Origin of the sequence: Vallitalea guaymasensis (assembly GCF_018141425.1) — a bacterium.
In the GTDB taxonomy this organism is placed as follows: Bacteria; Bacillota; Clostridia; order Lachnospirales; family Vallitaleaceae; genus Vallitalea; species Vallitalea guaymasensis.
Window position 1 is genome coordinate 346,606 of sequence record NZ_CP058561.1, and the last position, 22,997, is coordinate 369,602.

Genomic DNA, 22,997 nt, shown 5'->3' on the forward strand with positions numbered 1-22,997 from the left:
TTGATTATTGGTTAGAACAGTTTTTTAAGGTTCTCTTCAAATGGTGGTTCAACTATGCCTTTTTCTGTGATAATAGCAGTAATGTATTTATTATCAGTTACATCAAAAGCAGGATTGTAGAACTTGACTTGTGGTGGCGCTGTTACTTTACCGAAACCATTATATATTTCTTTGCTTTCTCTAAGTTCTATGTTTATATCATCACCTGTTGGAGTATCCATATCAATAGTGGAAGTAGGACCTAATACGTAAAATGGTATACCGTACTCTTTTGCTAAGATAGCTACCCCAGATGTTCCTATTTTGTTAGCTGTATCACCATTAGCAGCAACTCTGTCACAACCAACTAGAACTGCATTGATTTTGCCTTGTTTCATAACTATTGATGCCATATTATCACATATTACTGTTACATCAATACCTGCTTCATTAAGTTCCCATGCTGTCAATCTTGACCCTTGATTAAGAGGTCTAGTCTCATCAGAGAACACCTTGAAATTATATCCTTTTTCTTGTCCTAGATACATTGGTCCAAGAGCTGTACCATAACCTGATGTAGCTATACCACCTGCATTACAATGGGTCAGTAATCCCATTTCAGGCTTTAATAGGCTTAACCCGTACTCTGAGATTTTTTTACACATTTCCTGGTCTTCTTTAAGTATCTCTTCACTTTCTTCTAATAGACATTCCTTTATTTCTAATATTGATTTATCCTTTTCTTCTATCAATCTTCTTTCCATACGATCAAGAGCCCAAAAAAGGTTGACTGCTGTAGGTCTTGATGAAGCTAGATAATCTTTTGCTTCTTTGAATTCTTTATAAAATTCATCATATGTTTTTGCCATAGAATCCTTTACTCCTAGATAAACGCCAAACCCTGCTGCCACTCCTATTGCAGGAGCTCCTCTAACACGTAACTTCTTGATTGCTTCCCAAGTGTCTTCGACTTTTACAATTTCTACGTATTTTGTTTCTATAGGTAATAATGTCTGGTCTAGTAGAATCATCTTATCTTTTGCTTCATTCAATTTTGCTGGAACAATAATATTCATCTATGAACACTCCTTTTCTATTGAAAATTTATTTCTTTCCACAAAAATTCTTGATTAGATTGACAAAATCTTTTCCTTCCAGTATATCATTTCTCTTCATAATGAATTCTTTAGCTAATAACACGTTCAATTTTCTAGTCTCTTCTCTTTTGATCTCATCTTCTATACCATCTAGATCAGCAACATGAGCAAGTCCAACTGTTCTCCTTATCATTTCGCATCCAGCAACTCCTGCTGTATTTACAAATATATCATCTATATAGTATTTAGCGAAATCTGGTGAGCGTAAAACCATATTATCCTTCACTACCTCAGGCCATATTTTCATACATTTATCCCTAAAAACATCCATAACATCTTTTACGGTATCAAGTAGATAAGTCATATGTTTGTTCTTTAATCCTGTATCATTGCATCTTACATCTGTAGATAAGTAGTTCATAATTAAATTGGCTATCAAAGCACCGATGTCATAAGCAATAGGTCCATAAAATGCAAACTCAGGATCGATAACTTTTATATTATCTTGATTAATAAAAATACTTCCTGTATGAAGGTCACCATGCAACAATGCTTGAGCATTATTCATAAAATCAAATTTCAGTTTAGTTACTTCCAATATAAGAGCTTTATCGTTCCACACATTTTTTTCCATGAATGTAATCATATAATCAGGGATATTATTCCTCTTGGCATCAAAGAATGGTTCAGAGTAAACAAGGTCTTCAGTTATTTCACATAACTGTGGATTAATAAATTCTTTTACATACGCTTTTTTCTCCTTGTGTTCCATGACTACATCAGATGTAAGAATCAATGTATTAACAATAAAATCCGTTATTTGGTCTACAAATTTTGGATATTGATTATACTCAAGTAGTCCTGTTCTCATTATTACATAGTCAGTTAGATCTTCCATGATGGTTGAATACATGATCTTATCAAACTTATAAACTTCAGGCACCTTTCCATTTGTAAGTTTGTACTCAATTTCTAATAATTTACTCTCTATTTCACTTCTACCAATGCTCAGAGGCCAATCTTCTCCTACACATCTAACATATGGAAGAGATTGTTTAACTATAACACTTTTATTATGCTTCTTGTCTTTTACTCTAAAAACTAGATTGAGATTACCGTCACCAATTTCGCTACATTCAATATCTGCATCCTCATGAAAAAAGTTTAATTCTTGCTGTACATAATCATAGACCTTATTAACATCAAGTTGATAAAACTCATTCATTATTTTTATCTCTCCTTTTCAATGATATTTTGTAGTTTTAATTGAATAAATCAAGAGTCTTCCCGATTAGCACATTTAGAAGTGAATTTCATGTCTAATTAATGTTGATAATTACAGTGTAATCCATTTTTACAGTTTCATCAACCATAAAAATAATGCGGCAGTATTATCTTAATCTACAACCTCATTATTTTCTTCATATTCATTATTTTTATTATATCTCAATATACTAATTTTTCATGTATTAATGATTAATCAACCTTACCTATCAAACAAATCAAAGATAAATTCTTTGTCCTTTTTAATTATATCTACATAATTCTTAAAAGCTTTATAATTACTTTCTATAATAATCCAGCCAGAGTAATTACTATCTCTAAATACTTCCATGACTTCTTTGAAATTAGTGGTACCTTCCCATATATATAATTCAGCCTCTGGATCATCTAAGCTATCTTTTGCATGAATTTCTTTAATTGAGCTTAATAGATCTTTAGCTAATTGTACATTATCAAGATTAGAGAATGAAACTGGATTTTGTGTATCATAATATATAAAGAAATTTTCACAATTTACTTTTTCAACCATTAACTTGTTATTATCTTTATCCATAGTATTTTCCCAGCCAATCTTGATTCCTTTTCCTTTGGCTTTTTCACAGGCATATCTTAGACAAATGACAGTATTATCAAATTCCTCTTCATTAGTAATATCACTAGCAATAAAACTAGGAAACTGAAATGTTTTTACTCCCATATTTTCAGCAATCATAATTGCTTGGTCTATTATATCAAATACTATTTGGTGATCCTCTTTCTTACTCATACCATGGTCATGGTCACATAATGTATTAAGAGCAAAAGTAGCTATAGCAATATTATTTTCTTTTGCTAGTTCTAGATATCTTCTTTGCTTATCTTTATCTATTAAATGAAGTGAACCATTATTGTATTTAAGATCAATGGCAATTCCATCAAATCCTAATTCACCCGCAAATGAGAATGTCTCCTCTTCTTCCATTGGTAACATCCATGCACATAATCCTAATTTTATCATAAACATTCATTCCTTTCAGTGTAATTAATATATAAATAAGATTTCAACTTTCCTAATCCTCTTCTAGCATTCATTAATAAATGTCTAAGCTTATAATACCACTATATTTTTCTTAATGAACAAACCTTATTATATATTAGCTGTCATCTGGAATCAATAGTTATATGCCACCTATACCAGCTAAAAGTTTATTCTATCAGAAAAAAAGAACCATCTTAGTAAATAAAATGATTCTTTAACATGTTCAACATTTTTATATATTTATAATAAATTCATCCATATCTCATAAATCCAATGTGCCGATATACCAGCAGCCAAACCACCAAAAGTATGACTTATAATAGCTTTACCTGTTAGATTTCTACATTTTAGGCTATCCATCATTGCTACATGTGTACTTAAGTAACCACTCCAACACATTCCCATAGCAGTAAAGACTGCTATATCATTACCACCAACTAGATTCTCTTTTAATAATTTTGGTACAAGTCCTATAGCTGCACCAACAGAACCTAAGGATGTAATTGGAACGGATACTGCTTCATAACTGCTGAATCCAAACATAGGATGTAATATAAAATTAAGTTTGTCAGCTAAGAATGTAAACAAGCCAACGCCTTCATAAGCTACACCTGTATATGCTCCTGTAACTGATGGTCCATTAGTCAGCATCATGACTATAGTACAAATGATTAAAACCCCTGGGATGATAGAAAGACCTAAATCTACGCCTGATTTACCCCCTTCTAATAAAGACTCAAGAAGTCTAGAACCAATATTACCTTCTCTTACTTCTCTATATTTTAATATGCTAAAAGACTTGTCACAGCCTTCCACAGCCATATCATCTATACCAAATTCTTTTTTTGTAAAGTATAGCATTATACGTACACTTACAATACTTCCGATAACAGCTCCAATATTCCCGATTAACGCGGGTAATACAAAGCTTTCTCCAATGGGAGACTGTTGAGCTATCATGAAAGAGGTTACAACAAGCCCCATTCCAAAAGCCGTTCCTATGTTGGTAAGTGCTGGTAATTGATATTTCTTAAAATACCTTTTGAATCCTTTATCATTAGCTAAGGTAATGATTGCAGGATTGTCTGATAAATATGTAGTTACAACTCCTAATATTGCGGCACCTGGCATTTTATACAAGGGCTTCATGAGACAAGATAATAGTCTATTAAGAATTGATATTATTCCGAATTCTGATAAAACCGAACCAAATGCTCCTGCGAGTACTGTTATGCCCATTATGAAAAATACTGTATTAATTAGTAAATCATGCGCTGTGCTGATTAAAGTATTAAACATGTTGACTACTCCCATAATACTACACAGATAAGTAAAAAAAACTCCAATTATGATTAGTGATACAAGTCCTTCTACACTTATGGCTTTTTTAATATTTGCGTTGTTTTCCACATTTTTATCCTCCTCAATATAAGATTACTTACTTCCTCATTATATGAAGATTTTGTCCGTGAGTCAAACACTTTTTTATGTAATTTTTATAATTTTAATTAAAATATTATGTTTTTGTTTCTGTCTGACGTACAATCAATTTGTGTTTTTTGTTAAACACCTGATATATCTAGGTCTTCATATATTACATTTTAGTATACAAAAATACAATATATTTTATTTATTAATTAATGTTTAAATTTACATAAAAAACAGCAAACTATAGATAGAGGTAAAGTAGCTTACTATTAGTAAAACTTATAAAACGACAAAAAGGAGAGATTTGTATGGCTACATTGTTATATATAACTGTTAATTCAAAACCTGAAGACTTATCAACCAGTAAAACAGTAGGTCGAATATTCATTAATAAGTACAAAGAGTTATATCCAAATGATACAATTGAAGAATTAGACCTGTATGAAGCAAATATACCAAGATTAAATTATAAATTATTTACTTCAAGAGCTACCTTAGCTAGTGGTGAAGATTATGATAAGCTTTCTGACGAAGAAAAGCAACAAGTTGAGCAAATCAGAGGTCTATGTGATCAATTTCTAAGAGCTGATAAATATGTTATCACAGCACCAATGTGGAGTATTTTTTTCCCATCAATGTTAAAACAATATCTGGATTGTATTATACAAGATAAAAAATTAATAAATATAGATACTGTCAACAATAAAGTTTCTGGATTATTAGGAGATAAAAAAAGGAAAATGGTATATATCCAATCTTCTGGTGCTAAAATCCCGTTTCTTATATCTCCTTTCATGAATAAAGGAGTAAATTATCTACATGACATTTTTAAGTTTCTAGGATTGAAAAAATTTGACAAAATCCTCGTAGATGGAGTGGATGATAGTTCAGTTGGTAGAGATATGGCAATTCAGAATGCAACTGAAGAAATTGATGATATGATAGAATTTTTTTAGCAAAACAATATATTAAAGGAAGGGACTGTGCAATAATATTATCGCCAGTCCCTTTCTTATTTATTACCAAACATGCTATTTATATTTTTTCTATACCATTACCAACAAATTTAATTTTACCTTCTTTTAAAAGTCTACCGACTGCTCTCTTGAAGGCATTTTTGCTCATATTGAGTTCTGATTTTATTCTATCTGGAGAACTTTTATCATTTAAGTTCAACTTGCCATTGTTCTTAATCAATTTATCCATAATCTTTTTAGAATCATCATTCATCTGTAAATAAGCTTTTTGTCTTAAACTAATATTGAGTTTTCCATCTTCTCTTACTTTAGTTACACGACCCTCAATGTGGTCTCCGCTTTTTATGTTATTAAAAAGCTCATTCTTGGGAATTAGCCCGTTATACTTATTATCAACAGCTACGAATGCACCTAACTCTTCTTTGACACTTATAACTATACCTTTTACTGTATCATCCTTTTTATAAGGTGATTCATTAGATAGATGTTTGTAGACATCCATAGTTGCACATAATCTTTCACTCTTATCAACATATAATGATACCAGATATTCATTATTAAGATGAACTTTATCTGTCTGCTCTCTAAATGGAAGGAATAAATCACGCTCTAATCCCCAATCCATGAAAGCACCTATCTTTGTTTGTTGAACAACTCTTAGTGGAGCCAGTTCACCAAGTACAAGTTTAGGTTTTCTTGTAGTCGCTATTGGTCTATCTTTAGAATCTTTGTAGATAAAAACTTCTAGTTGATGTCCAACTTTAATTCCTTCTGGAACTTGTTTTTTTGGTAGAAGGACTTCTTCTTTTTCCTTATCTTTTTTTTCGTCCAGATAATGATCAGAAATGAAACCATTCTCTTCTTTCTTCTCATTTTCATTACTAGTTAGAAAAATTCCTATTGGTGATAATCTCTTTACTGTTAATAATTGTACTTTACCTAACTTTATCATAAGTCACCTGCTTTACTTATATTTCTATAATTATTTTATGGTATTTAATATTATCTATACATCTCTTTTAATGTTTTAGTAACATCTTCATCTTCAATATACTCATCAAATGTTACTTTCTTATCAAATACTCCTGCTGGAGTTATCTCAATAACTCTATTAGCAATGGTTTGTATAAATTTATGGTCATGAGAAGTAAATAATAATGTACCTGTAAATGCTATAAGACCATTGTTGACTGCTTGAATTGATTCAAGGTCAAGGTGGTTGGTAGGTTCATCAAGCATCATGACATTAGCACCTGACAGCATTAATTTTGAGAACATACATCTAACTTTTTCTCCACCAGATAGAACTTTAGCCATTTTCAACGGTTCATCCCCTGAAAATAACATTTTACCTAAGAAACCTCTAATGAATGATTCTGCTTTTTCTTCAGAGAATTGTCTTAACCAATCAATAAGATTAGTCTCCACGTCATTAAAATATTCTGAGTTATCCTTCGGTAAATATCCTCTTTTGGTTGTAACTCCCCATTTGTATGTTCCTTCGTCTGGCTCCATCTCTCCCATTAAAATCTTAAATAATGTTGTTCTAGCAATTTCGTTCTTTCCAAGAATGACAATCTTCTCACCTTTTGCTATAGTGAAGGTAACATTGTTAAGCACTTTAACTCCATCAATAGTCTTGCTGATTCCATCAACCATAAGAATGTCTTTTCCTGCTTCTCTTTCTGGATTGAATCCTACAAAAGGATATCTCCTTGAAGAAGGTTGAATATCATCAATAGTTATTTTGTCAAGTAATTTTTTTCTTGATGTAGCCTGTTTTGCTTTTGATGCATTAGAGCTGAATCTAGCAATAAATGCTTGCAGTTCTTTTATTTTTTCTTCTTTCTTTTTGTTTTGGTCATTTATAAGCTTTAATGCAAGCTGACTTGATTCATACCAAAAATCATAGTTACCTACGAATAATTTTGCTTTACCAAAATCAATATCCAACATATTAGTACATACTTTGTTAAGAAAATGTCTATCATGAGATACAACTATAACTGTTTTTTCATAAGTGATAAGAAACTCTTCCAACCAAGCAATGGCTTTAAAATCAATATGGTTAGTAGGCTCATCAAGTAATAGAATATCTGGTTCACCAAATAGTGCCTGAGCAAGTAGAACCTTAACTTTTTCACTACCTTTTAGTTCTTTCATTGTCTTATAGTGCAAGTCTTTTTCTATTCCTAGTCCCATTAATAATCTCTCAGCGTTAGTGTCTGCTTCCCATCCATCAAGTTCAGCAAATTCTGCTTCCAATTCTGAAGCGTGTTTACCATCTTCTTCGCTAAAATCTTCTTTCATATATAATGCATCTTTTTCTATTCTTATATCATATAATCTTTTATGTCCCATTACAACTGTATCTAAAACAACACAATCATCAAATTCGAAGTGATCTTGTTTTAAAACTGCTAGTCTTTCTCCTGGAGTAATGCTTACTTCTCCTTTAGTAGGTTCTATTTCACCAGATAAAATTTTGAGAAAAGTAGATTTTCCTGCTCCATTAGCTCCTATTACCCCATAACAATTACCTGGTGTAAATTTTACATTAACATCTTTAAATAATTTTTTCGTTCCAAATTGGAGTTCTAGTCCTGTTACTGTAATCAATTGTATTTCTCCTTCCAATATTCACATGTAAAAAGCGTGCTAAGCACGCTTCGTTTGTTATATTATACACTGTTTTCACAAAAAAAGAAATATATATTTTATTTTTTATCAAATAACTTATACCATAATAATATCATTACTCAAACAACACTTCCATCTCAAAAAATATATCATTGGATTTTCCAAAGGAATATTTAATCTTATACTTTTTATCATCTTCTCCCTTTGTATAAACGATACCAAGTATTAATTTATTCTATAATATATGAAAACCTTTGATTATATAAACCATATAGGACTAGTCCATCCAAAATGACCATTCTCTAATACTACTCTAATGTAATAATAAGTATCTTTATATAACTCTTCCCTATCAGTAACAGTTATATCCATATAGTTACTTGTACAGGATTCACTACAGAAAACTTCTCCATTTCTTATAACTTCAACTTTTTTAATATTACTTGGTGCTATAGTTTTTATATTTATGTCTCTAGGACTTTTATCGCCTTCATTAATACTTCCCATATCATAGCCATTAATATCAAACTTGATCACAGTTCTTGGGTGCGTAGATGCCAAAGTCTTGCGGCTGCTCAGGGACTCAAAAATACTTTCTCGAGTTTTTTCAGAAGCATATACACCTGTAATTCCTCCATAACCTGGGTTTCCATCATGACCATCACTGTTAGCGGCTGTACCCCATTTCTTACCACTATTCAGAAAATCGACAACTGTATTACCCTCAACATTTGCTCTTGCTTTTAATATCATAGGATGTTTATCGTTTTCAAATCTTCCCCATTGACTGGAATAGATTTCGCATAATACTTCATGTTCATTATCCTCTTTCCAGTTCTGTGTATCAAAACCAGTGAATTTCTGTTCTTGTTCATCTTTTCTAGGTCTTCCATTACAGTATCTATGTAGATGAGGTATAGATAAATACTCTTTTCCTTTATAGAACTTCCACATATCCCCAATATCCAATACATCCTCTGAAGGATATTCATAACTGCTTAGAGAATCCCTGAACAATACAACTGTATCCCCTCTTTTACTATGAAGCTCAATTCCTGGGAACGTAACTAGACTGCCCTTTTCATAGAATCTATCTGACTCTGTTCCAATTTTATTCCAAGTATCTTTATCTACATTAACACTTCTATCTTCATTAAACATGAAAGTCTGTTCAGAAATACATATGTAATCTAGTCTAGAGACTTCTTTGGCATATAGATATCCTTCACTAGGATATGCTCCACAATCATTGTCTCTTATGTTGGCAGTAAGATTGGAATGTGTATGAATATCTCCCCAATACAGATTGTCTGTTGAATTATCACATAATAAAACGGCTTTTTCTACATGTAAATCAGTATCTTCTACTATTATTTCGTAAAAACCTTCTTTACTTGCCTTACCTAAAAACTTATCCTCAACTTTAGTTATTGTGGTTTTTTCTTTTGTATCCAAATTAATTATTACTAATTTGAAATTATCTGTATCATAGTCAAATATAGGATTATTGAATCTATCTACTACATTTATATCAATATTGAATTCTTCATCAGTTTTTATAATAGATGGTGCAGTTAAAACTATTCTCTTTGCTTTATCAGGTACTACCTTCACTAATGGAAATGCCTTGATTTCTTGGTACTCTCCATTACCCATTTTATCAATAAACACTTTATAAATTAAATACGTACCATTTACCCTAAAAGAAAATTGTGAGACTCTAGAAGGTGTGCACTCCCCTTCTAACCAAGGTCTATCAATACCTCCAAATTTAATCTTAATAATCTGTCCTTCTTTTAGACCATTATCCAGTGTTACAACAGCGATACGATTGCTGTCAACCCATCCTGTTATATGACTAAAAGCACTAGGAACTTTTTCTATTCTTACGTCAACCTTAATATCATCTTCTTCACCAACAGCATAGATATAATTAGGTTTCCAATAATCATAGGTTTGAAGATATTCCTCACTTCTTTGATGTTGATAAGCTGGAACAAGAATCTTGATACTTCCACCTTTTTCTATATTTTCTTTTGCCTTGAATTGTAATTCCCACTCTAATTCACCATTAACAACTATCTCATCACAGATATTAACTACTAATGTCCCTACTTCAGTATTAACTATATGCTCTCTCATAGCTCACTTGCTCCTTTACAATAATATTTATTTGAATACATTACTTTCATAATGAAAGTAAATTAATAAAAAAATAACCTCTCTTATCCTAATTAGATTTTAGCATAAAATATATATATTTTCAATATGAATAAATATATTAATTATATTACAATCATACAATTATACATTAAAAACTTTGTCCATAATAAGCGCAGTAGCACTATATTCTATCATCATTTTCTCTTTTGACCTGATTACCCAATCTATATCATTTAACTTAATGTCAAAAGCTAAATCTTTTACAAGGTTCTTCAAGATACTTAGTGCATCCTCATAGTAATCAAAAATCTCTCCCGATAAAACTACCACATCTGGATTAATTACGACCAATAGATTAGAAACAGCTATAGCTATTTTGTTAAGGGCATTATTTATTATATCGACACATATTTCATTCTTAACATTTGCCATTTTACATATATCAGTTAGTGAAGCATCTTTATCACCTTTTTTATCTCTATAAGCCTTTTCTATTGCCCCTTTGGAACAATAAGCTTCCAAATGACCTTTTTTGCCGCAATAGCATTCTTCACCATCAGGTTGAATTATCATATGACCAATCTTACCAGCAAGATTATTTTTACCTCTCACCAATTGATTGTTACATATAATACTACCTCCAACGCCTTCACCTAAGTAAATATATATCAGACTCTTTTTATTATTGCTTAGCTTATTATTAATCAGATATTCTCCGATTAAATCAGTATTGGTATTATTTTCAACCATTATTACACAATTATATCTTTCCTCTAAAAATCTCTTGATATCTACATCTTCAATGCCTTTCTTAAGTTTTAATATAGTCCCTGATTTATAATCTAATATACCTCTTGATGCAACACCAATGCCCAACACCTTGTCTTTATTAATCTGCGCATTATTAATAGATGCTGTTATTAGCTTATCCAACTCTTCCAATAAAACATCTGCATTATTTATTGCTACTATACTTAGAGTATCTTTGTAGATGATCTCTGACTTAAGATTAGTGATGCATATATATATACTACTCTTGGAAATATTGATACCTATTATATAGCTGGCATTTTTATTAACTATAAGACTTATTGGTTTTCTCCCTACATAAGTATCTTCTTTACCAACTTCCATAACTAAGTCTTCCTTAATTAGGCTTTCTACAATTCTAGAAACCGAGGGTGCTGATAATTTTAATGTCTTCTCTATGTCAGTTCTTGATATTGGTCCATCTTTCAATATCATCTTGAAAATCTTAATCTTATTTATTGATTTCATTTGAGATTTACCCTTTTTTTCAATCTTGAACAATAAAATCTCCTCCATAACAGTTTTATTAATTGATATAATATTATACAAAATATGAAAATTTTTCAATAGCATTGGATATTAAAAATAAAATAATGCTATAATTGGTTAATATTTTTTGTTAATTAATTAACAAAATCATTGACTTTTTTTTAATTTTTGTTAATATATATATGAACCTAATACAATAGACTTATGTATTAGCATATAAAAACAGTTAGATGAAAAACTCATATTAATTATATACCAAAATATTATATAATCAACAAATGTATATATATATCTTTATATTAATAACTAAAAATTTCATTAAATATATTTAACAAATTTTATAGGTAATACATAATTATTTTATTAAAAGGAGTGGTTAAAATGTTAACAATTAATATTTGTATAGGTAGTGCATGCCATTTAAAAGGGTCTTATTCAGTCATTTCAAAGCTCCAAGAATTAGTTAAAGATCAATCTTTAGAAGATAAAGTTGAAATAAAAGGTGCTTTTTGTCTTGGAAGATGCACCGAAGCAGTATCAGTCAAAGTAGACGATAAAATATATTCAGTCTGTCCAACTACAACTGAAGAATTTTTCAATAACGAAATCTTAACTAAGTTACCACAACAATAAGGGGGTTATTATTATGAAGATAATGGATTTTTTACCTGCTAATTGTAAAAATTGTTATAAGTGCGTAAGAAATTGCCACGTAAAAGCAATAAGAATAGTTGATGACCAAGCACAGATTATGGAAGACCATTGTATCGGTTGCGGACAATGTTTTGTAGTCTGTCCACAGAATGCCAGAAATATAAAAAGTGATTTAAGTGCTATAAAGAATTCTATACAAAGTACTAAAAAAATGGTTGTTACATTAGCACCCTCTTATAGTGGTATTTATAAAAAACCAAAAAAACTTATAGCTGCTCTAAGAGCACTTGGTTTTGAAGTAATAGAAGAAACAGCAATAGGTGCAGAAATAGTAAGTGACTTATATAAGGAATATATGGGTAATCATAATGATAAGAAGAACCTGATTACTTCATGTTGTCCATCAGTGAATTTATTGATACAACGTTACTATCCAGAATTACTCCCCTACCTGCTCCCTGTAGTATCCCCTATGATAGCCCATAGCATATTACTAAAAGAAAAATACGGTCAAAATTCATTTATTACTTTTGTAGGACCATGTATTTCTAAAAGATGTGAAGCTTTTGGTTACCAGGAAACTGGAGATATTGACGCTATTCTATCCTTTGAAGAATTAGATACTTGGTTACATGAAGAAGGAATAATACTAAATGACCTAGAAGACTCATACCTTGATTCATCAGCTTCCTCATATGGTCAGAGATATCCTCTAGAAGGTGGTATCTTAAAAGGAATTGAAGATGACATTACTAGAAATGGATATCGTTCAGTAAGTGTTACAGGTATAGAAGACTGTAAAAACCTGTTTGAGACATTATCAAAAGAAGATGTTGGAAATCTATTCATCGAAGCGAATATATGTGCCAACGGATGTATCAATGGTCCAGCTGTCAGCAAGAATAGTGAAAATGTTCATCTAAGACAACTTCATGTTGATGATTACTTAGAGGAAAAAGAAGCTCTAGAATATGAATTAACCAATAAAAGGGTTTATAATCGTTCATTTACCAATAGCCATGTTACTAAAAAACTTGCCTCAGAAGAAGAAATAAAAGAGATTCTAAAATCAATGGGTAAAGTTGTTAAGGAAGATGAGCTTAATTGTGGTGCCTGTGGTTACAATACCTGTCGTGAAAAAGCCCAAGCTGTATATGAAGGTATGTCTCAACCAGAAATGTGCATCCCTTACATGAGAAGTAAAGCTGAAAAACTTTCAAACCTCATTTTTGAAAGCACACCTAACATAATCCTATTGTTAGATGAAAACCTTAATATCGTTGATGTCAACCCTGCTTGTGAAAGTGCTTTTATGATTCATTCCAACTTATCAAAAGGCAAAGCTTTATCAACATACATTGATGATAGTGATTTTAGACAGGTTTTAGAAACAAAACGAAATATTGTTAATAAGAGAGTAGTTTATTCTCATTACAATTTGATTGTTAATGAAACCATTTTATTTTTACCAAAACAGAATCTGATTATGGCTATTTTATATGATGTTACTAATATAGAAAAGAAAAACCAAGAACTTATTAATCTTAAGAAAAACACTTTGGAAGTGGCTGATAATGTCATTGAGAAACAAATGCGTGTAGCTCAAGAAATAGCTAGTCTCCTAGGTGAAACAACCGCTGAAACAAAGATTACTTTGATGAAATTACAACAGATTGTTTTAGGCGAGGAAGGTGTTACTAAGTGAAATATTTTATAGATATTTTTCATAATAGCATTAATAAATACGGCGAACAACTATGTGGTGACAAAGTAGAGATAATACGTACAGAAGACAGTGTAATCGCTGTTCTATCTGATGGATTAGGAAGTGGTGTAAAAGCTAATATACTTGCTACCCTAACAGCAAAGATAGCAGCAACCATGTTAAAAGAAGGGGCAAGTATAAAAGACACAGTAGATACTATTGTGAATACTCTACCTGAATGTCAGGTAAGGAAACTTGCCTACTCTACTTTCACTATGATAAAAATAGATAAATCAGGAGAAGTATATATTGCAGAATACGATAATCCACCGATTTTTATATATCGAAACGGAATAGATTTAGCATTAAATAAACGTAAAATTGATATTAACGGTAAAACCATTTTAGAAAGCAATTTCAAATTAATGGTTGGAGATAACATCTCTGTCATAAGTGACGGTGCTGTCCATGCAGGTGTTGGTGCACTTCTTAATCTTGGATGGCAATGGGACAATATCAATGACTATCTTAGAGACCTTGCGAAAGTGGAAAAAACATCACGTAACATAAGCGGTAATTTCATTGGAGTATGTAACAATCTATATGAAGACCATCCTGGTGATGATACCACTATAATGAATATCAGAGTACGTGAAATAGAAAATATAGACCTGTTTACAGGTCCTCCCGAAGATAGGGATATGGATAAATGGATAATCAATAAATTATCCAAGGGCAATAGTAAAAAAGTAATATGCGGAGGAACTACAGCAAATATAGCTTCCAGAGAATTGAATCGTGAAATCTATGTAGACATTGAAACCATGGCAAAAGACGTACCTCCTATGGCATATATGGATGGTATTGACCTAGTAACTGAAGGAGTACTGACCTTAAAACAAACTCTAGAACTGCTTAAAAATTATTCTAGAGAAGATTTCACTACTAAAGCCAACTATCTGAATGAAAATAATGGAGCTAGCAAACTAGCCAATTACTTAATAAATGAATGTACACATGTACATTTCTGGGTAGGAAAAGCAGTTAATCCTGCTCATCAAAACCCTAATTTCCCTACCAGCCTTAACATTAAGCTAAAGATTGTAGGAGAATTAGCAAATGAACTAGAAAACATAGGTAAGCAAGTTACTATAACCTATATCTAGATACTTACACTAAATACTTATGTGAATTAATCATATAAAGTCTATATACAGTTGTTTCATAATTAGGAGGAAGACAATGAGAAAATTTGAAACTAATGTGCAACTACTAAAATACAAAGTACTAAAAGAAGTAGCTTCATCTGCACTAAACAATACATTAGAAAAAGATATATTAGATATTCCAAATAAAATTATCCCTGGTCCTAAACCAGAAACCAGATGTTGTATATATAAAGAAAGAGCTATAATAAATGAACGAGTTAAATTGGCAATGGGGGGCGACGCTGACAATGATAACACAATACAAGTTATTGATATGGCCTGTGATAGCTGTCCTATCCAAAAATACTCTGTTACAGAAGCCTGCAGAGGCTGTATAGCTCACAAATGTAAAGAAGCCTGTCCATTTGATGCAATAGATTTTTCTGGACAAAAAGCTCACATAGATACAGATAAGTGTAAAGAATGTGGTAGATGTGCCAATGCATGTCCTTACAATGCCATTATTGAAATCCAAAGACCTTGTGTAAAAGCGTGTAATGCAGATGCAATAAGCATAGATCCAGATACTAAAAAGGCTTCAATAGATTATGAGAATTGTATCAGCTGTGGTGCCTGTGTATACCAATGTCCTTTTGGCGCTATTATGGATAAATCATCTATAGTGGACGTAATTAGACTAATTGAGGAATCAGCTAAAAACAATAACTACAAAGTATATGCTATGATTGCACCTGCCATTTCTAGTCAATTTACTTATGCCAAAATAGAACAAGTAATCACTGGAATCAAGAAATTAGGCTTTCACAATGTTGTCGAAGTTGCCTTAGGTGCTGATATTATTGCATATTATGAAAGCACACAAGTTGCAAAAGAACTAGGCGAAAAAGAATGGATGACTACATCCTGTTGTCCTGCATTTGTTACATATATCAAGAAAAACTATCCTGATCTTATAGATCATATATCAACTGCTGTTTCTCCTATGATTGCTACTTCACAGCTCATCAAGAATACGGACCCTACAGCGAAAACTGTTTTCATTGGTCCATGTACTGCTAAAAAATCAGAAATCAATGAACCTGACCTAAAAGGTGAAGTTGACTATGTTCTTACATTTGAAGAATTGCAAGCATTATTTGATGCTCATGATATAAAAGTAGAAGAATGTGATGAAGGGATTCTAGATAATGCTTCTTATTTTGGAAGGATATTTGCTAGATCTGGCGGGGTTACAGATGCTATTAAGCATGTTGTAGAAACCAACAATCTGGATATTGATATTAAACCTGTAGTATGTGACGGACTAAATGAATGTTCCAAAAATCTGAAATTAGCAAAATTCAACCGTTTACAAGGTAACTTCATTGAAGGAATGGCTTGTGAAGGTGGTTGCATATGTGGTCCCGCTTCACTATCTCATGGAGCCAAGGATAAAAAAGAAGTAGATAAATATGGTAAATTGGCCATTGAAACAACTGTTAATGACGCTATTAGAATATTCAATATGGATTCACTTAACTTGAACAGAGAAAATCACGAATAAATATACCAACCATTAACTTTACATACATATTTTTATTATGTCTATATGATGATTATTATCCCTTTCCCAATCATTGTATAGGCATATTATTTTTATGAATTATAATTTCTATATTTACAGGATTGATTCTACGATCTACACTCTTTACAAGTGCCTTGCATTACTATAGTTACATCCTCAACATTAACACCATATGTTTCTTCAGTATAGTTTTTAAGTTTCACTATATCAAGTCCAATCTTGGCATCATTGCAATCAAATACTTTTTTGCATTCTTTGCATTTAAAATGGACATGTAGACATTTTTCACTGAAAACCTTTAGTTCATAGTAATTAACTTTATCAATCATTATTTCATTAATAATTCCTGCTTTAGTCAGTAATTCTACTGTTCTGTATACCGTTGCAAATCCAATCCCAGTAGCTTTTAATTTGTCATATATCTCCTCTACCCTAAAATGCTCTTGGTGATTCAAAAGAACTTCTAACACAGCTCTACGTCTTGAAGTCAATTTTATGTCCTTTTCATTTAATAATTTTTCTATCATCAATAATTTATTTTCCATAACATCACCTTTACACTTATTTTTATAATATTAAATATGGATAGCAAAAACTAATTTATAAATAAATTGTAGAGAGAGGAGAATATATTCCTTCTTTGCTATCCATAATAAAATATCATTTGCAACTAATACTTATGATTATTCTTCACAGCCTTCATCATGATGTGAATGATCGTGGCAAACACTTCCTGTAGATTCTAATTTTCCATCAAGATAACTCTTAATAACTTCATCTAATTCTCCTGAAGCACCAACAATTACTGAAATATTATTTTCGTTGAATAGTTGTTGAGCTGTTGCACCCATTCCTCCAGCAATAATTACATTAACATTTTTTTCTCCAAGAAATCTAGGTAAAAAACCTGGTTTGTGACCTGGGTTAGCTACTAATGTAGTGTCTTTGACCTGATTATTTTCTACCTCATAGATTTGAAATCCTTCACAATATCCAAAATGTCCTGAAACTACATTTCCTTCCTTTGCTATAGCTACTTTCATTATAAATTCCTCCTTGAATAATATTTATTATTTGATTTTATTTTGTATAATCATTAAGTTTTTTCCAGATATTTTTAATTTCTTTTGCTGCCATACTATTTTCGTATAGCACAATAGGCTTAAGTTCATTGATTGATTTTTCAACTGTAGTGTCAAAAGGTATCTTACCAATCAAATCAATATTTTTAGCCTCACAATAAGCTGATATATCTTTTGTTACCTCTTCATTGATATCATACTTATTGATACATACTAATGGTTTTATCTCAAAAAACTCTACTACAGAAAGTACTCTCTTAAAATCATTAAGACCTGATTGACTTGGTTCAACAATAATAAGAGCAATATCGCAACCAGTAACAGAAGCCATAACAGCACATCCTACACCAGGTGTACCATCCAAAATGTACATGTCGTCTTTACTTCCATAACTTAATGCATTTTTCCTGACATCAGTCACTAGTTTTCCTGAACCTTCAGCACCCACTATCATCTGGGCTCTTGATAATATTCCTTTTGAAGTTTTAGTTATTATGGTATCACCTGTAACTTCATCTTTCATCTTGATAGCGTCATAATCACAAACTACTGTACATGCTGCACAGCCTTCACACTTCAATTCATCTACTACACCATCTTTAATTGCATCATATCTGCACATGTCTTCACAAGCTCTGCATAAAGTACACTTATCTCCATCAACATGAGCTACTTTAGCACCTATATATGCTTCGCTCTTAATATCTTCACCGCCTAAAACAATATGAAGATTAGAAGCATCTACATCACAATCACATTTAATACTATTTTCACTAAGATAGGCAAATGATGCTGCAATAGTAGTTTTTCCTGTTCCGCCTTTTCCACTTATTATTACAAGCTGCATCCTATCGCCTCCTCTATGTTGCTCATTATGTCAGTGAACATCTTTTTATATTTTTCATCCTTAATCAGTAGTTCACCTTTAGAGTACATAACTGCAATATCTCTGTCAAAAGGAATAGTACCAATAATATTAATGTTGTCGTCTTTGCAATACTTTGATGTAGCATTATCTTCTTGTGACATTCTATTGATGATAACTCCAAAAGGTATTTTCATCTTACGTACTAATTCTACTGCAATTTTAAGATCATGTAAACCAAATTCTGTAGGTTCTGTAACTAATATTGCATAATCAACACCTAGTAATGGTTTGACAACATTACATGAACTACCTGGTGAACAATCAATAATTGTAGTCTTATCATCTATCATGCCTTTGAGCTTACTGATGATTGGTCCTGCCATAGGTTCTGTAACATTAAGTGTTCCGCTAAGGCACTCCATATCATCACTGTAGCCTGTTTCAATCTTACCTATAGGTCTATCTTTTTCAACAATAGCCATAGTTGGACATACAGCTCTACATGCACCACAACCGTGACATAACTTTTCAAAAAGTATTACTCTGTCAGTATGAACTAATGCATTGAATTGACAGATATCTACGCACTTCTTACAATGAATGCATTTATCTTCATCTACGTAAGGAACAGGTATACTTACTTCCTTACTTTTGATATCTTGTGGTTTTAGAAAGATGAATCCATTAGGTTCTTCAACATCACAATCAATATATCTAACATTAATTAATTTGGCAAGATTGGTTGATACTGTTGTCTTACCAGTACCTCCCTTGCCGCTTAAAACCGCGATTTGCATAACAAATTCCTCTTTTTCTATAGTATTTATCTAATCTAATTATTATTTTCCAATTCCCATATGTGATGCACCAGGTTTATCAATACTAATTAATTTTCCTTCATTATAGTAACCTACCTGCTCTTTTACCTTATCTCCCAACATCTTATATATCTTAATATTACCTGCTTGAAGAACTCTAATGGCATTTGGTCCTAGACTACCTGTAATTACAACATCTACACCATTATCTACTACAATCTGAGCTGCTTTGATTCCTGCTCCCTGTGCTGCTTTGGCACCTTCATTCTCTACAAATTCATATTCTTTAGTTTCATCATCATAGATAGCATAGAAAGGACATCTACCGAATCTACCATCTGCCAAACCGTTAATACTATCTACTGTACTTGAAATACATATTTTCATTTTTATTACTCCTTCCATTTTATATTAATAATAATGGATATATACTTGCAAGTAATCAATTCATTATTATATTTTATTTATCCTCCTCTATTATATACCCATTATTGGCAAATGCCAATAACTTTTTTATAAAAATTTAAATTTTATCAATAGACATATGTCCTAGTTATGTTGTTAATAAGTATGTATAATGATATAATATCATTGAGATTATTCCACAAAAAGGAAAAACGTACTGCTTTATGCAAAGTACTTTTTGTTGATTAATCTTATTGAATAAACTTACAAGTTTATTCATAAGACTAACATATATAAGTAATAACTAAAACCTACTTATATATACTAAAAATTTATATTGTAAAGGAGAAATTTTATGAGTATACCAACACCACATATTGAATGCAAAGATAAAAATCTTATTTCTAAGACAGTACTAATGCCAGGTGACCCTTTACGTGCTAAATTTATTGCAGATACTTATCTTACAGATGTTGTAAAGTTTAATAATGTTCGTAATATGTTCGGTTATACTGGAAACTACAAAGGGAAACGTATTTCTGTTATGGGTTCAGGAATGGGTATGCCAAGTATAGGTATTTATTCTTATGAATTATTTAATTTCTATGATGTAGAAAACATTATTCGTATAGGTTCTTGTGGTTCTTATACTGAGGACTTAAAACTATATGATGTTATTTTAGTTGATGAAGCATGGTCAAAATCAAGTTATGCAAAAGTTCAAAATGGTTATGATAAAGATGTAATTGAAGCATCAAAAGAATTGAATGAAGAAATTGCAAAACATGCTGAAGAACTTAATATACCTATTGTAAGAGGTCGTATACATTCTTCTGATGTATTTTATTCCAGTGATTTAGAAGTATACAAGAGCTACAGAGATGATTATGGTTGTTTAGCAGCTGAAATGGAGTCTTTTGCTTTGTTTGCTAATGCAAAAGTATCTGGTAAAAATGCAGCTTGTATATTGACTGTTTCTGATTCAATTGCTACAAAAGAGGAAACAAGTAGTGAAGAGCGTCAAAATGCTTTTACTAGGATGATGGAGATTGCTTTGCAGTTTGCTGAATAAATTGGGGTGATTTTTATTTATAGGCTAACGGTCGTGTAGGGAGTATAGGGGAATATTCCGTCAGCCAGTTAAACGTCCGTGTTTAAAAGGCTGAGTTCGCCGTCCATGGCTCAATGTCATTAAGTTAAGAAAATAGAGTTTCTGTATATTAATAATGCAGAGCTCTTTTTTTATACGATTTTATATTAATCTTTTAAAAAATGCTTGACATTTACCCGAAAATTTGTGGCGAAGCCTCTTAAATGAATTATTTAAAGGAGGTTTAGCTATGAATAATACTTATGCTAATACAATTAAAAATCATCTATATGACAGTATCTCTGAACTTGATACTATTTCATCTTTATTTCTTCAAAATCCTGAGAAAGATTTTACTCGTATTAGAAAACTTGATTTTAGGACAATGGTAGAAATTCTTCTAACTATGGGTGGTCAAAATTTGAAGCTTGAAATTATGAATTATTTTTCCTTTGGTATTAATACACCTACTGCTTCTGCATTTGTACAACAACGCCATAAGATTTTACCTGATGCTTTCAATTATCTTTTCCATGATTTTACTAAAAAGGCTATGAACTTTTCTAGAACTTTTAATGGATATAGACTTCTTGCCGTTGATGGTTCTAACTTAAGTATTTTCTATAATCCTGATGACACTGAAACTCATTTTCCAAATCGGGCTAATGCGAAAGGTTTTAATCACTTACAGATTAATGCTCTTTATGATATTTGTAATAAAATTTTTGTTGACGTTGAGATTTATCCTGGACGAAGACAAAATGAAAGAAAGGCATTGCTACAGATGATTGATCGTATGGAAGACATATCTGACAATACTATTATCATCGCTGACAGAGGATATGAGGGTTATCATGTTTTTGAGTATATAAAACAGAAGAACTTGAACTGTCTATTTAGAGTAAAAGATATAACTGGCAATGGAATAACATCCAGCCTGAAGCTTCCACATGAAGATTGCTTTGATGTTGATTATCGTATATTAGTCACAAGAAGACATACTAAAGAAATCAGGACCAATCCAGACAAATATAAGTGTATTAGAAAAGGAAATCGATTCGATTTTCTACCAGTAAATTCAAAAGATACATATCCTATAGAGTTTAGAATTGTAAGATTTCCTATTTCAGAAGATACCTATGAGATATTAATTACTAATCTAAATAGGAATGACTTTCCAATTGAAAAATTAAAAGAGATATATCATATGAGATGGGGAATAGAGACTGCTTTTAGAGAGTTGAAATACACTATCGGTCTTATTAATCTTCACTCCAAAAAAGTGGAATTTATAGTACAAGAAATATATGCTAGACTTATAATGTATAATTTTTGTGAACTAATTACATTAAACACTGTTATAAAGAAGACCAAAGGTACTACTAAACATATGTATCAAGTGAATTATACTATTGCGATAGCAATTTGTAGACATTTCATTAAATATAAGGGGCATGAGCCCCCCGATATTGAAGCACTAATTGCAAAAAATATTTTGCCAGTTAGACCTGGTAGAAAAGACCCTCGAAAAGTCAAAAAGCAGGCTACTGTAGTTAGCTTCTTATATAGAATAGCATAAGGAAACAAAATACTCAAATGTATTTTCTAAAGCAGAGATATCTCTGTTTATTAATAATGCCAAAAATAAAATCTTAACAAGAGGTAAAAGTAAAACTCATCTATTGGCAACCATGAAAGCATCAATAGATGAATTTTTATATCTGTCAAAGGCTTAACTTAATGACATTGGTCCATGG

The 22,997-nt window shown here is 31.3% G+C and carries 20 protein-coding genes; 7 read left to right on the top strand and 13 right to left on the bottom strand.

Features of this window, described 5'->3' with window-relative positions:
* Positions 1–11: 11 nt before the first annotated feature.
* From mtnA to HYG85_RS01570, 4 genes are all read right to left on the bottom strand, one after another.
* Entirely contained in the window at positions 12–1,055 is a 1,044-nt protein-coding gene (gene mtnA / locus HYG85_RS01555; protein ID WP_212691994.1) for an S-methyl-5-thioribose-1-phosphate isomerase, read from the bottom strand.
* 28 nt (positions 1,056–1,083) lie between these two features.
* Positions 1,084–2,301, bottom strand: coding sequence for an S-methyl-5-thioribose kinase (mtnK, locus tag HYG85_RS01560; protein WP_212691995.1), 1,218 nt, complete (start codon positions 2,299–2,301; stop codon positions 1,084–1,086).
* Between the two features lie 261 nt (positions 2,302–2,562).
* The gene (locus HYG85_RS01565) at positions 2,563–3,357 is read right to left on the bottom strand and encodes a sugar phosphate isomerase/epimerase family protein (RefSeq protein ID WP_212691996.1); all 795 of its coding nucleotides are present in this window, start codon (positions 3,355–3,357) and stop codon (positions 2,563–2,565) included.
* 261 nt (positions 3,358–3,618) lie between these two features.
* Complete coding sequence (locus HYG85_RS01570) at positions 3,619–4,788, bottom strand: CD0519/CD1768 family membrane protein (protein ID WP_212691997.1); 1,170 nt, start codon at positions 4,786–4,788, stop codon at positions 3,619–3,621.
* Between the two features lie 326 nt (positions 4,789–5,114).
* Here HYG85_RS01570 and HYG85_RS01575 point away from each other — a divergent pair, with 326 nt between their 5' ends.
* A complete protein-coding gene (locus HYG85_RS01575; RefSeq protein ID WP_113671106.1) occupies positions 5,115–5,762 on the top strand; it encodes an FMN-dependent NADH-azoreductase in 648 nt (215 codons plus the stop codon).
* Between the two features lie 79 nt (positions 5,763–5,841).
* Here HYG85_RS01575 and HYG85_RS01580 read toward each other — a convergent pair whose 3' ends face one another.
* The 4 genes from HYG85_RS01580 to HYG85_RS01595 form a co-directional block, all read right to left on the bottom strand.
* Complete coding sequence (locus HYG85_RS01580; RefSeq protein ID WP_212691998.1) at positions 5,842–6,735, bottom strand: CvfB family protein; 894 nt, start codon at positions 6,733–6,735, stop codon at positions 5,842–5,844.
* Positions 6,736–6,785: 50 nt separating this feature from the next.
* The gene (locus HYG85_RS01585) at positions 6,786–8,402 is read right to left on the bottom strand and encodes an ABC-F family ATP-binding cassette domain-containing protein (protein WP_212691999.1); all 1,617 of its coding nucleotides are present in this window, start codon (positions 8,400–8,402) and stop codon (positions 6,786–6,788) included.
* A gap of 279 nt (positions 8,403–8,681) precedes the next feature.
* Entirely contained in the window at positions 8,682–10,565 is a 1,884-nt protein-coding gene (locus tag HYG85_RS01590) for a DUF3604 domain-containing protein (protein WP_212692000.1), read from the bottom strand.
* Between the two features lie 162 nt (positions 10,566–10,727).
* Positions 10,728–11,897, bottom strand: a complete 1,170-nt coding sequence (locus tag HYG85_RS01595) for an ROK family transcriptional regulator (RefSeq protein WP_212692001.1) — start codon at positions 11,895–11,897, stop codon at positions 10,728–10,730.
* A 369-nt stretch (positions 11,898–12,266) separates the two neighbouring features.
* On the opposite strand from HYG85_RS01595, the gene HYG85_RS01600 reads away from it, so the two are divergent.
* The 4 genes from HYG85_RS01600 (at position 12,267) to HYG85_RS01615 (ending at position 16,956) form a co-directional block, all read left to right on the top strand.
* On the top strand, positions 12,267–12,518 hold the full coding sequence (locus HYG85_RS01600) for a (2Fe-2S) ferredoxin domain-containing protein (RefSeq protein WP_113671111.1): 252 nt from the start codon (positions 12,267–12,269) through the stop codon (positions 12,516–12,518).
* A gap of 13 nt (positions 12,519–12,531) precedes the next feature.
* Positions 12,532–14,244: a [Fe-Fe] hydrogenase large subunit C-terminal domain-containing protein gene (locus tag HYG85_RS01605; RefSeq protein WP_212692002.1), complete on the top strand. Its 1,713-nt coding sequence runs from the start codon at positions 12,532–12,534 to the stop codon at positions 14,242–14,244.
* Complete coding sequence (locus HYG85_RS01610; protein WP_113671113.1) at positions 14,241–15,410, top strand: SpoIIE family protein phosphatase; 1,170 nt, start codon at positions 14,241–14,243, stop codon at positions 15,408–15,410. The genes HYG85_RS01605 and HYG85_RS01610 overlap by 4 nt, the downstream gene beginning before the upstream one ends.
* Before the next feature lie 76 nt (positions 15,411–15,486).
* Positions 15,487–16,956, top strand: coding sequence for a 4Fe-4S dicluster domain-containing protein (locus HYG85_RS01615; RefSeq protein ID WP_113671114.1), 1,470 nt, complete (start codon positions 15,487–15,489; stop codon positions 16,954–16,956).
* Positions 16,957–17,084: 128 nt separating this feature from the next.
* Here the strand turns inward: HYG85_RS01615 and HYG85_RS01620 are convergent, their stop codons facing one another.
* From HYG85_RS01620 to HYG85_RS01640, 5 genes are all read right to left on the bottom strand, one after another.
* Complete coding sequence (locus tag HYG85_RS01620) at positions 17,085–17,522, bottom strand: Fur family transcriptional regulator (protein WP_113671115.1); 438 nt, start codon at positions 17,520–17,522, stop codon at positions 17,085–17,087.
* Between the two features lie 138 nt (positions 17,523–17,660).
* On the bottom strand, positions 17,661–18,020 hold the full coding sequence (locus HYG85_RS01625; RefSeq protein ID WP_113671116.1) for a NifB/NifX family molybdenum-iron cluster-binding protein: 360 nt from the start codon (positions 18,018–18,020) through the stop codon (positions 17,661–17,663).
* Positions 18,021–18,057: 37 nt separating this feature from the next.
* A complete protein-coding gene (locus tag HYG85_RS01630) occupies positions 18,058–18,906 on the bottom strand; it encodes an ATP-binding protein (protein ID WP_212692003.1) in 849 nt (282 codons plus the stop codon).
* Positions 18,894–19,724, bottom strand: coding sequence for a nucleotide-binding protein (locus tag HYG85_RS01635; RefSeq protein ID WP_212692004.1), 831 nt, complete (start codon positions 19,722–19,724; stop codon positions 18,894–18,896). Before HYG85_RS01635 ends, HYG85_RS01630 begins: the two co-directional genes overlap by 13 nt.
* Before the next feature lie 42 nt (positions 19,725–19,766).
* Positions 19,767–20,132 (bottom strand): NifB/NifX family molybdenum-iron cluster-binding protein, encoded by a 366-nt coding sequence (locus HYG85_RS01640; RefSeq protein ID WP_212692005.1) that lies wholly within the window; start codon positions 20,130–20,132, stop codon positions 19,767–19,769.
* A gap of 373 nt (positions 20,133–20,505) precedes the next feature.
* Between HYG85_RS01640 and deoD the strand changes: the two genes are divergently transcribed.
* Complete coding sequence (gene deoD / locus HYG85_RS01645) at positions 20,506–21,222, top strand: purine-nucleoside phosphorylase (RefSeq protein ID WP_212692006.1); 717 nt, start codon at positions 20,506–20,508, stop codon at positions 21,220–21,222.
* 268 nt (positions 21,223–21,490) lie between these two features.
* Positions 21,491–22,819, top strand: a complete 1,329-nt coding sequence (locus tag HYG85_RS01650) for an IS4 family transposase (RefSeq protein ID WP_212691219.1) — start codon at positions 21,491–21,493, stop codon at positions 22,817–22,819.
* The last annotated feature ends 178 nt before the right edge of the window (positions 22,820–22,997 follow it).

Bases quoted from the DNA above. Each gene is read 5' to 3' on its own strand.
- mtnA (WP_212691994.1), bottom strand. From the start codon at position 1,055: ATGAATATTATTGTTCCAGCAAAATTGAATGAAGCAAAAGATAAGATG.
- mtnK (WP_212691995.1), bottom strand. From the start codon at position 2,301: ATGAATGAGTTTTATCAACTTGATGTTAATAAGGTCTATGATTATGTA.
- HYG85_RS01565 (WP_212691996.1), bottom strand. From the start codon at position 3,357: ATGATAAAATTAGGATTATGTGCATGGATGTTACCAATGGAAGAAGAG.
- HYG85_RS01575 (WP_113671106.1), top strand. From the start codon at position 5,115: ATGGCTACATTGTTATATATAACTGTTAATTCAAAACCTGAAGACTTA.
- HYG85_RS01580 (WP_212691998.1), bottom strand. From the start codon at position 6,735: ATGATAAAGTTAGGTAAAGTACAATTATTAACAGTAAAGAGATTATCA.
- HYG85_RS01590 (WP_212692000.1), bottom strand. From the start codon at position 10,565: ATGAGAGAGCATATAGTTAATACTGAAGTAGGGACATTAGTAGTTAAT.
- HYG85_RS01600 (WP_113671111.1), top strand. From the start codon at position 12,267: ATGTTAACAATTAATATTTGTATAGGTAGTGCATGCCATTTAAAAGGG.
- HYG85_RS01605 (WP_212692002.1), top strand. From the start codon at position 12,532: ATGAAGATAATGGATTTTTTACCTGCTAATTGTAAAAATTGTTATAAG.
- HYG85_RS01615 (WP_113671114.1), top strand. From the start codon at position 15,487: ATGAGAAAATTTGAAACTAATGTGCAACTACTAAAATACAAAGTACTA.
- HYG85_RS01620 (WP_113671115.1), bottom strand. From the start codon at position 17,522: ATGGAAAATAAATTATTGATGATAGAAAAATTATTAAATGAAAAGGAC.
- HYG85_RS01625 (WP_113671116.1), bottom strand. From the start codon at position 18,020: ATGAAAGTAGCTATAGCAAAGGAAGGAAATGTAGTTTCAGGACATTTT.
- HYG85_RS01630 (WP_212692003.1), bottom strand. From the start codon at position 18,906: ATGCAGCTTGTAATAATAAGTGGAAAAGGCGGAACAGGAAAAACTACT.
- HYG85_RS01635 (WP_212692004.1), bottom strand. From the start codon at position 19,724: ATGCAAATCGCGGTTTTAAGCGGCAAGGGAGGTACTGGTAAGACAACA.
- HYG85_RS01640 (WP_212692005.1), bottom strand. From the start codon at position 20,132: ATGAAAATATGTATTTCAAGTACAGTAGATAGTATTAACGGTTTGGCA.
- deoD (WP_212692006.1), top strand. From the start codon at position 20,506: ATGAGTATACCAACACCACATATTGAATGCAAAGATAAAAATCTTATT.
- HYG85_RS01650 (WP_212691219.1), top strand. From the start codon at position 21,491: ATGAATAATACTTATGCTAATACAATTAAAAATCATCTATATGACAGT.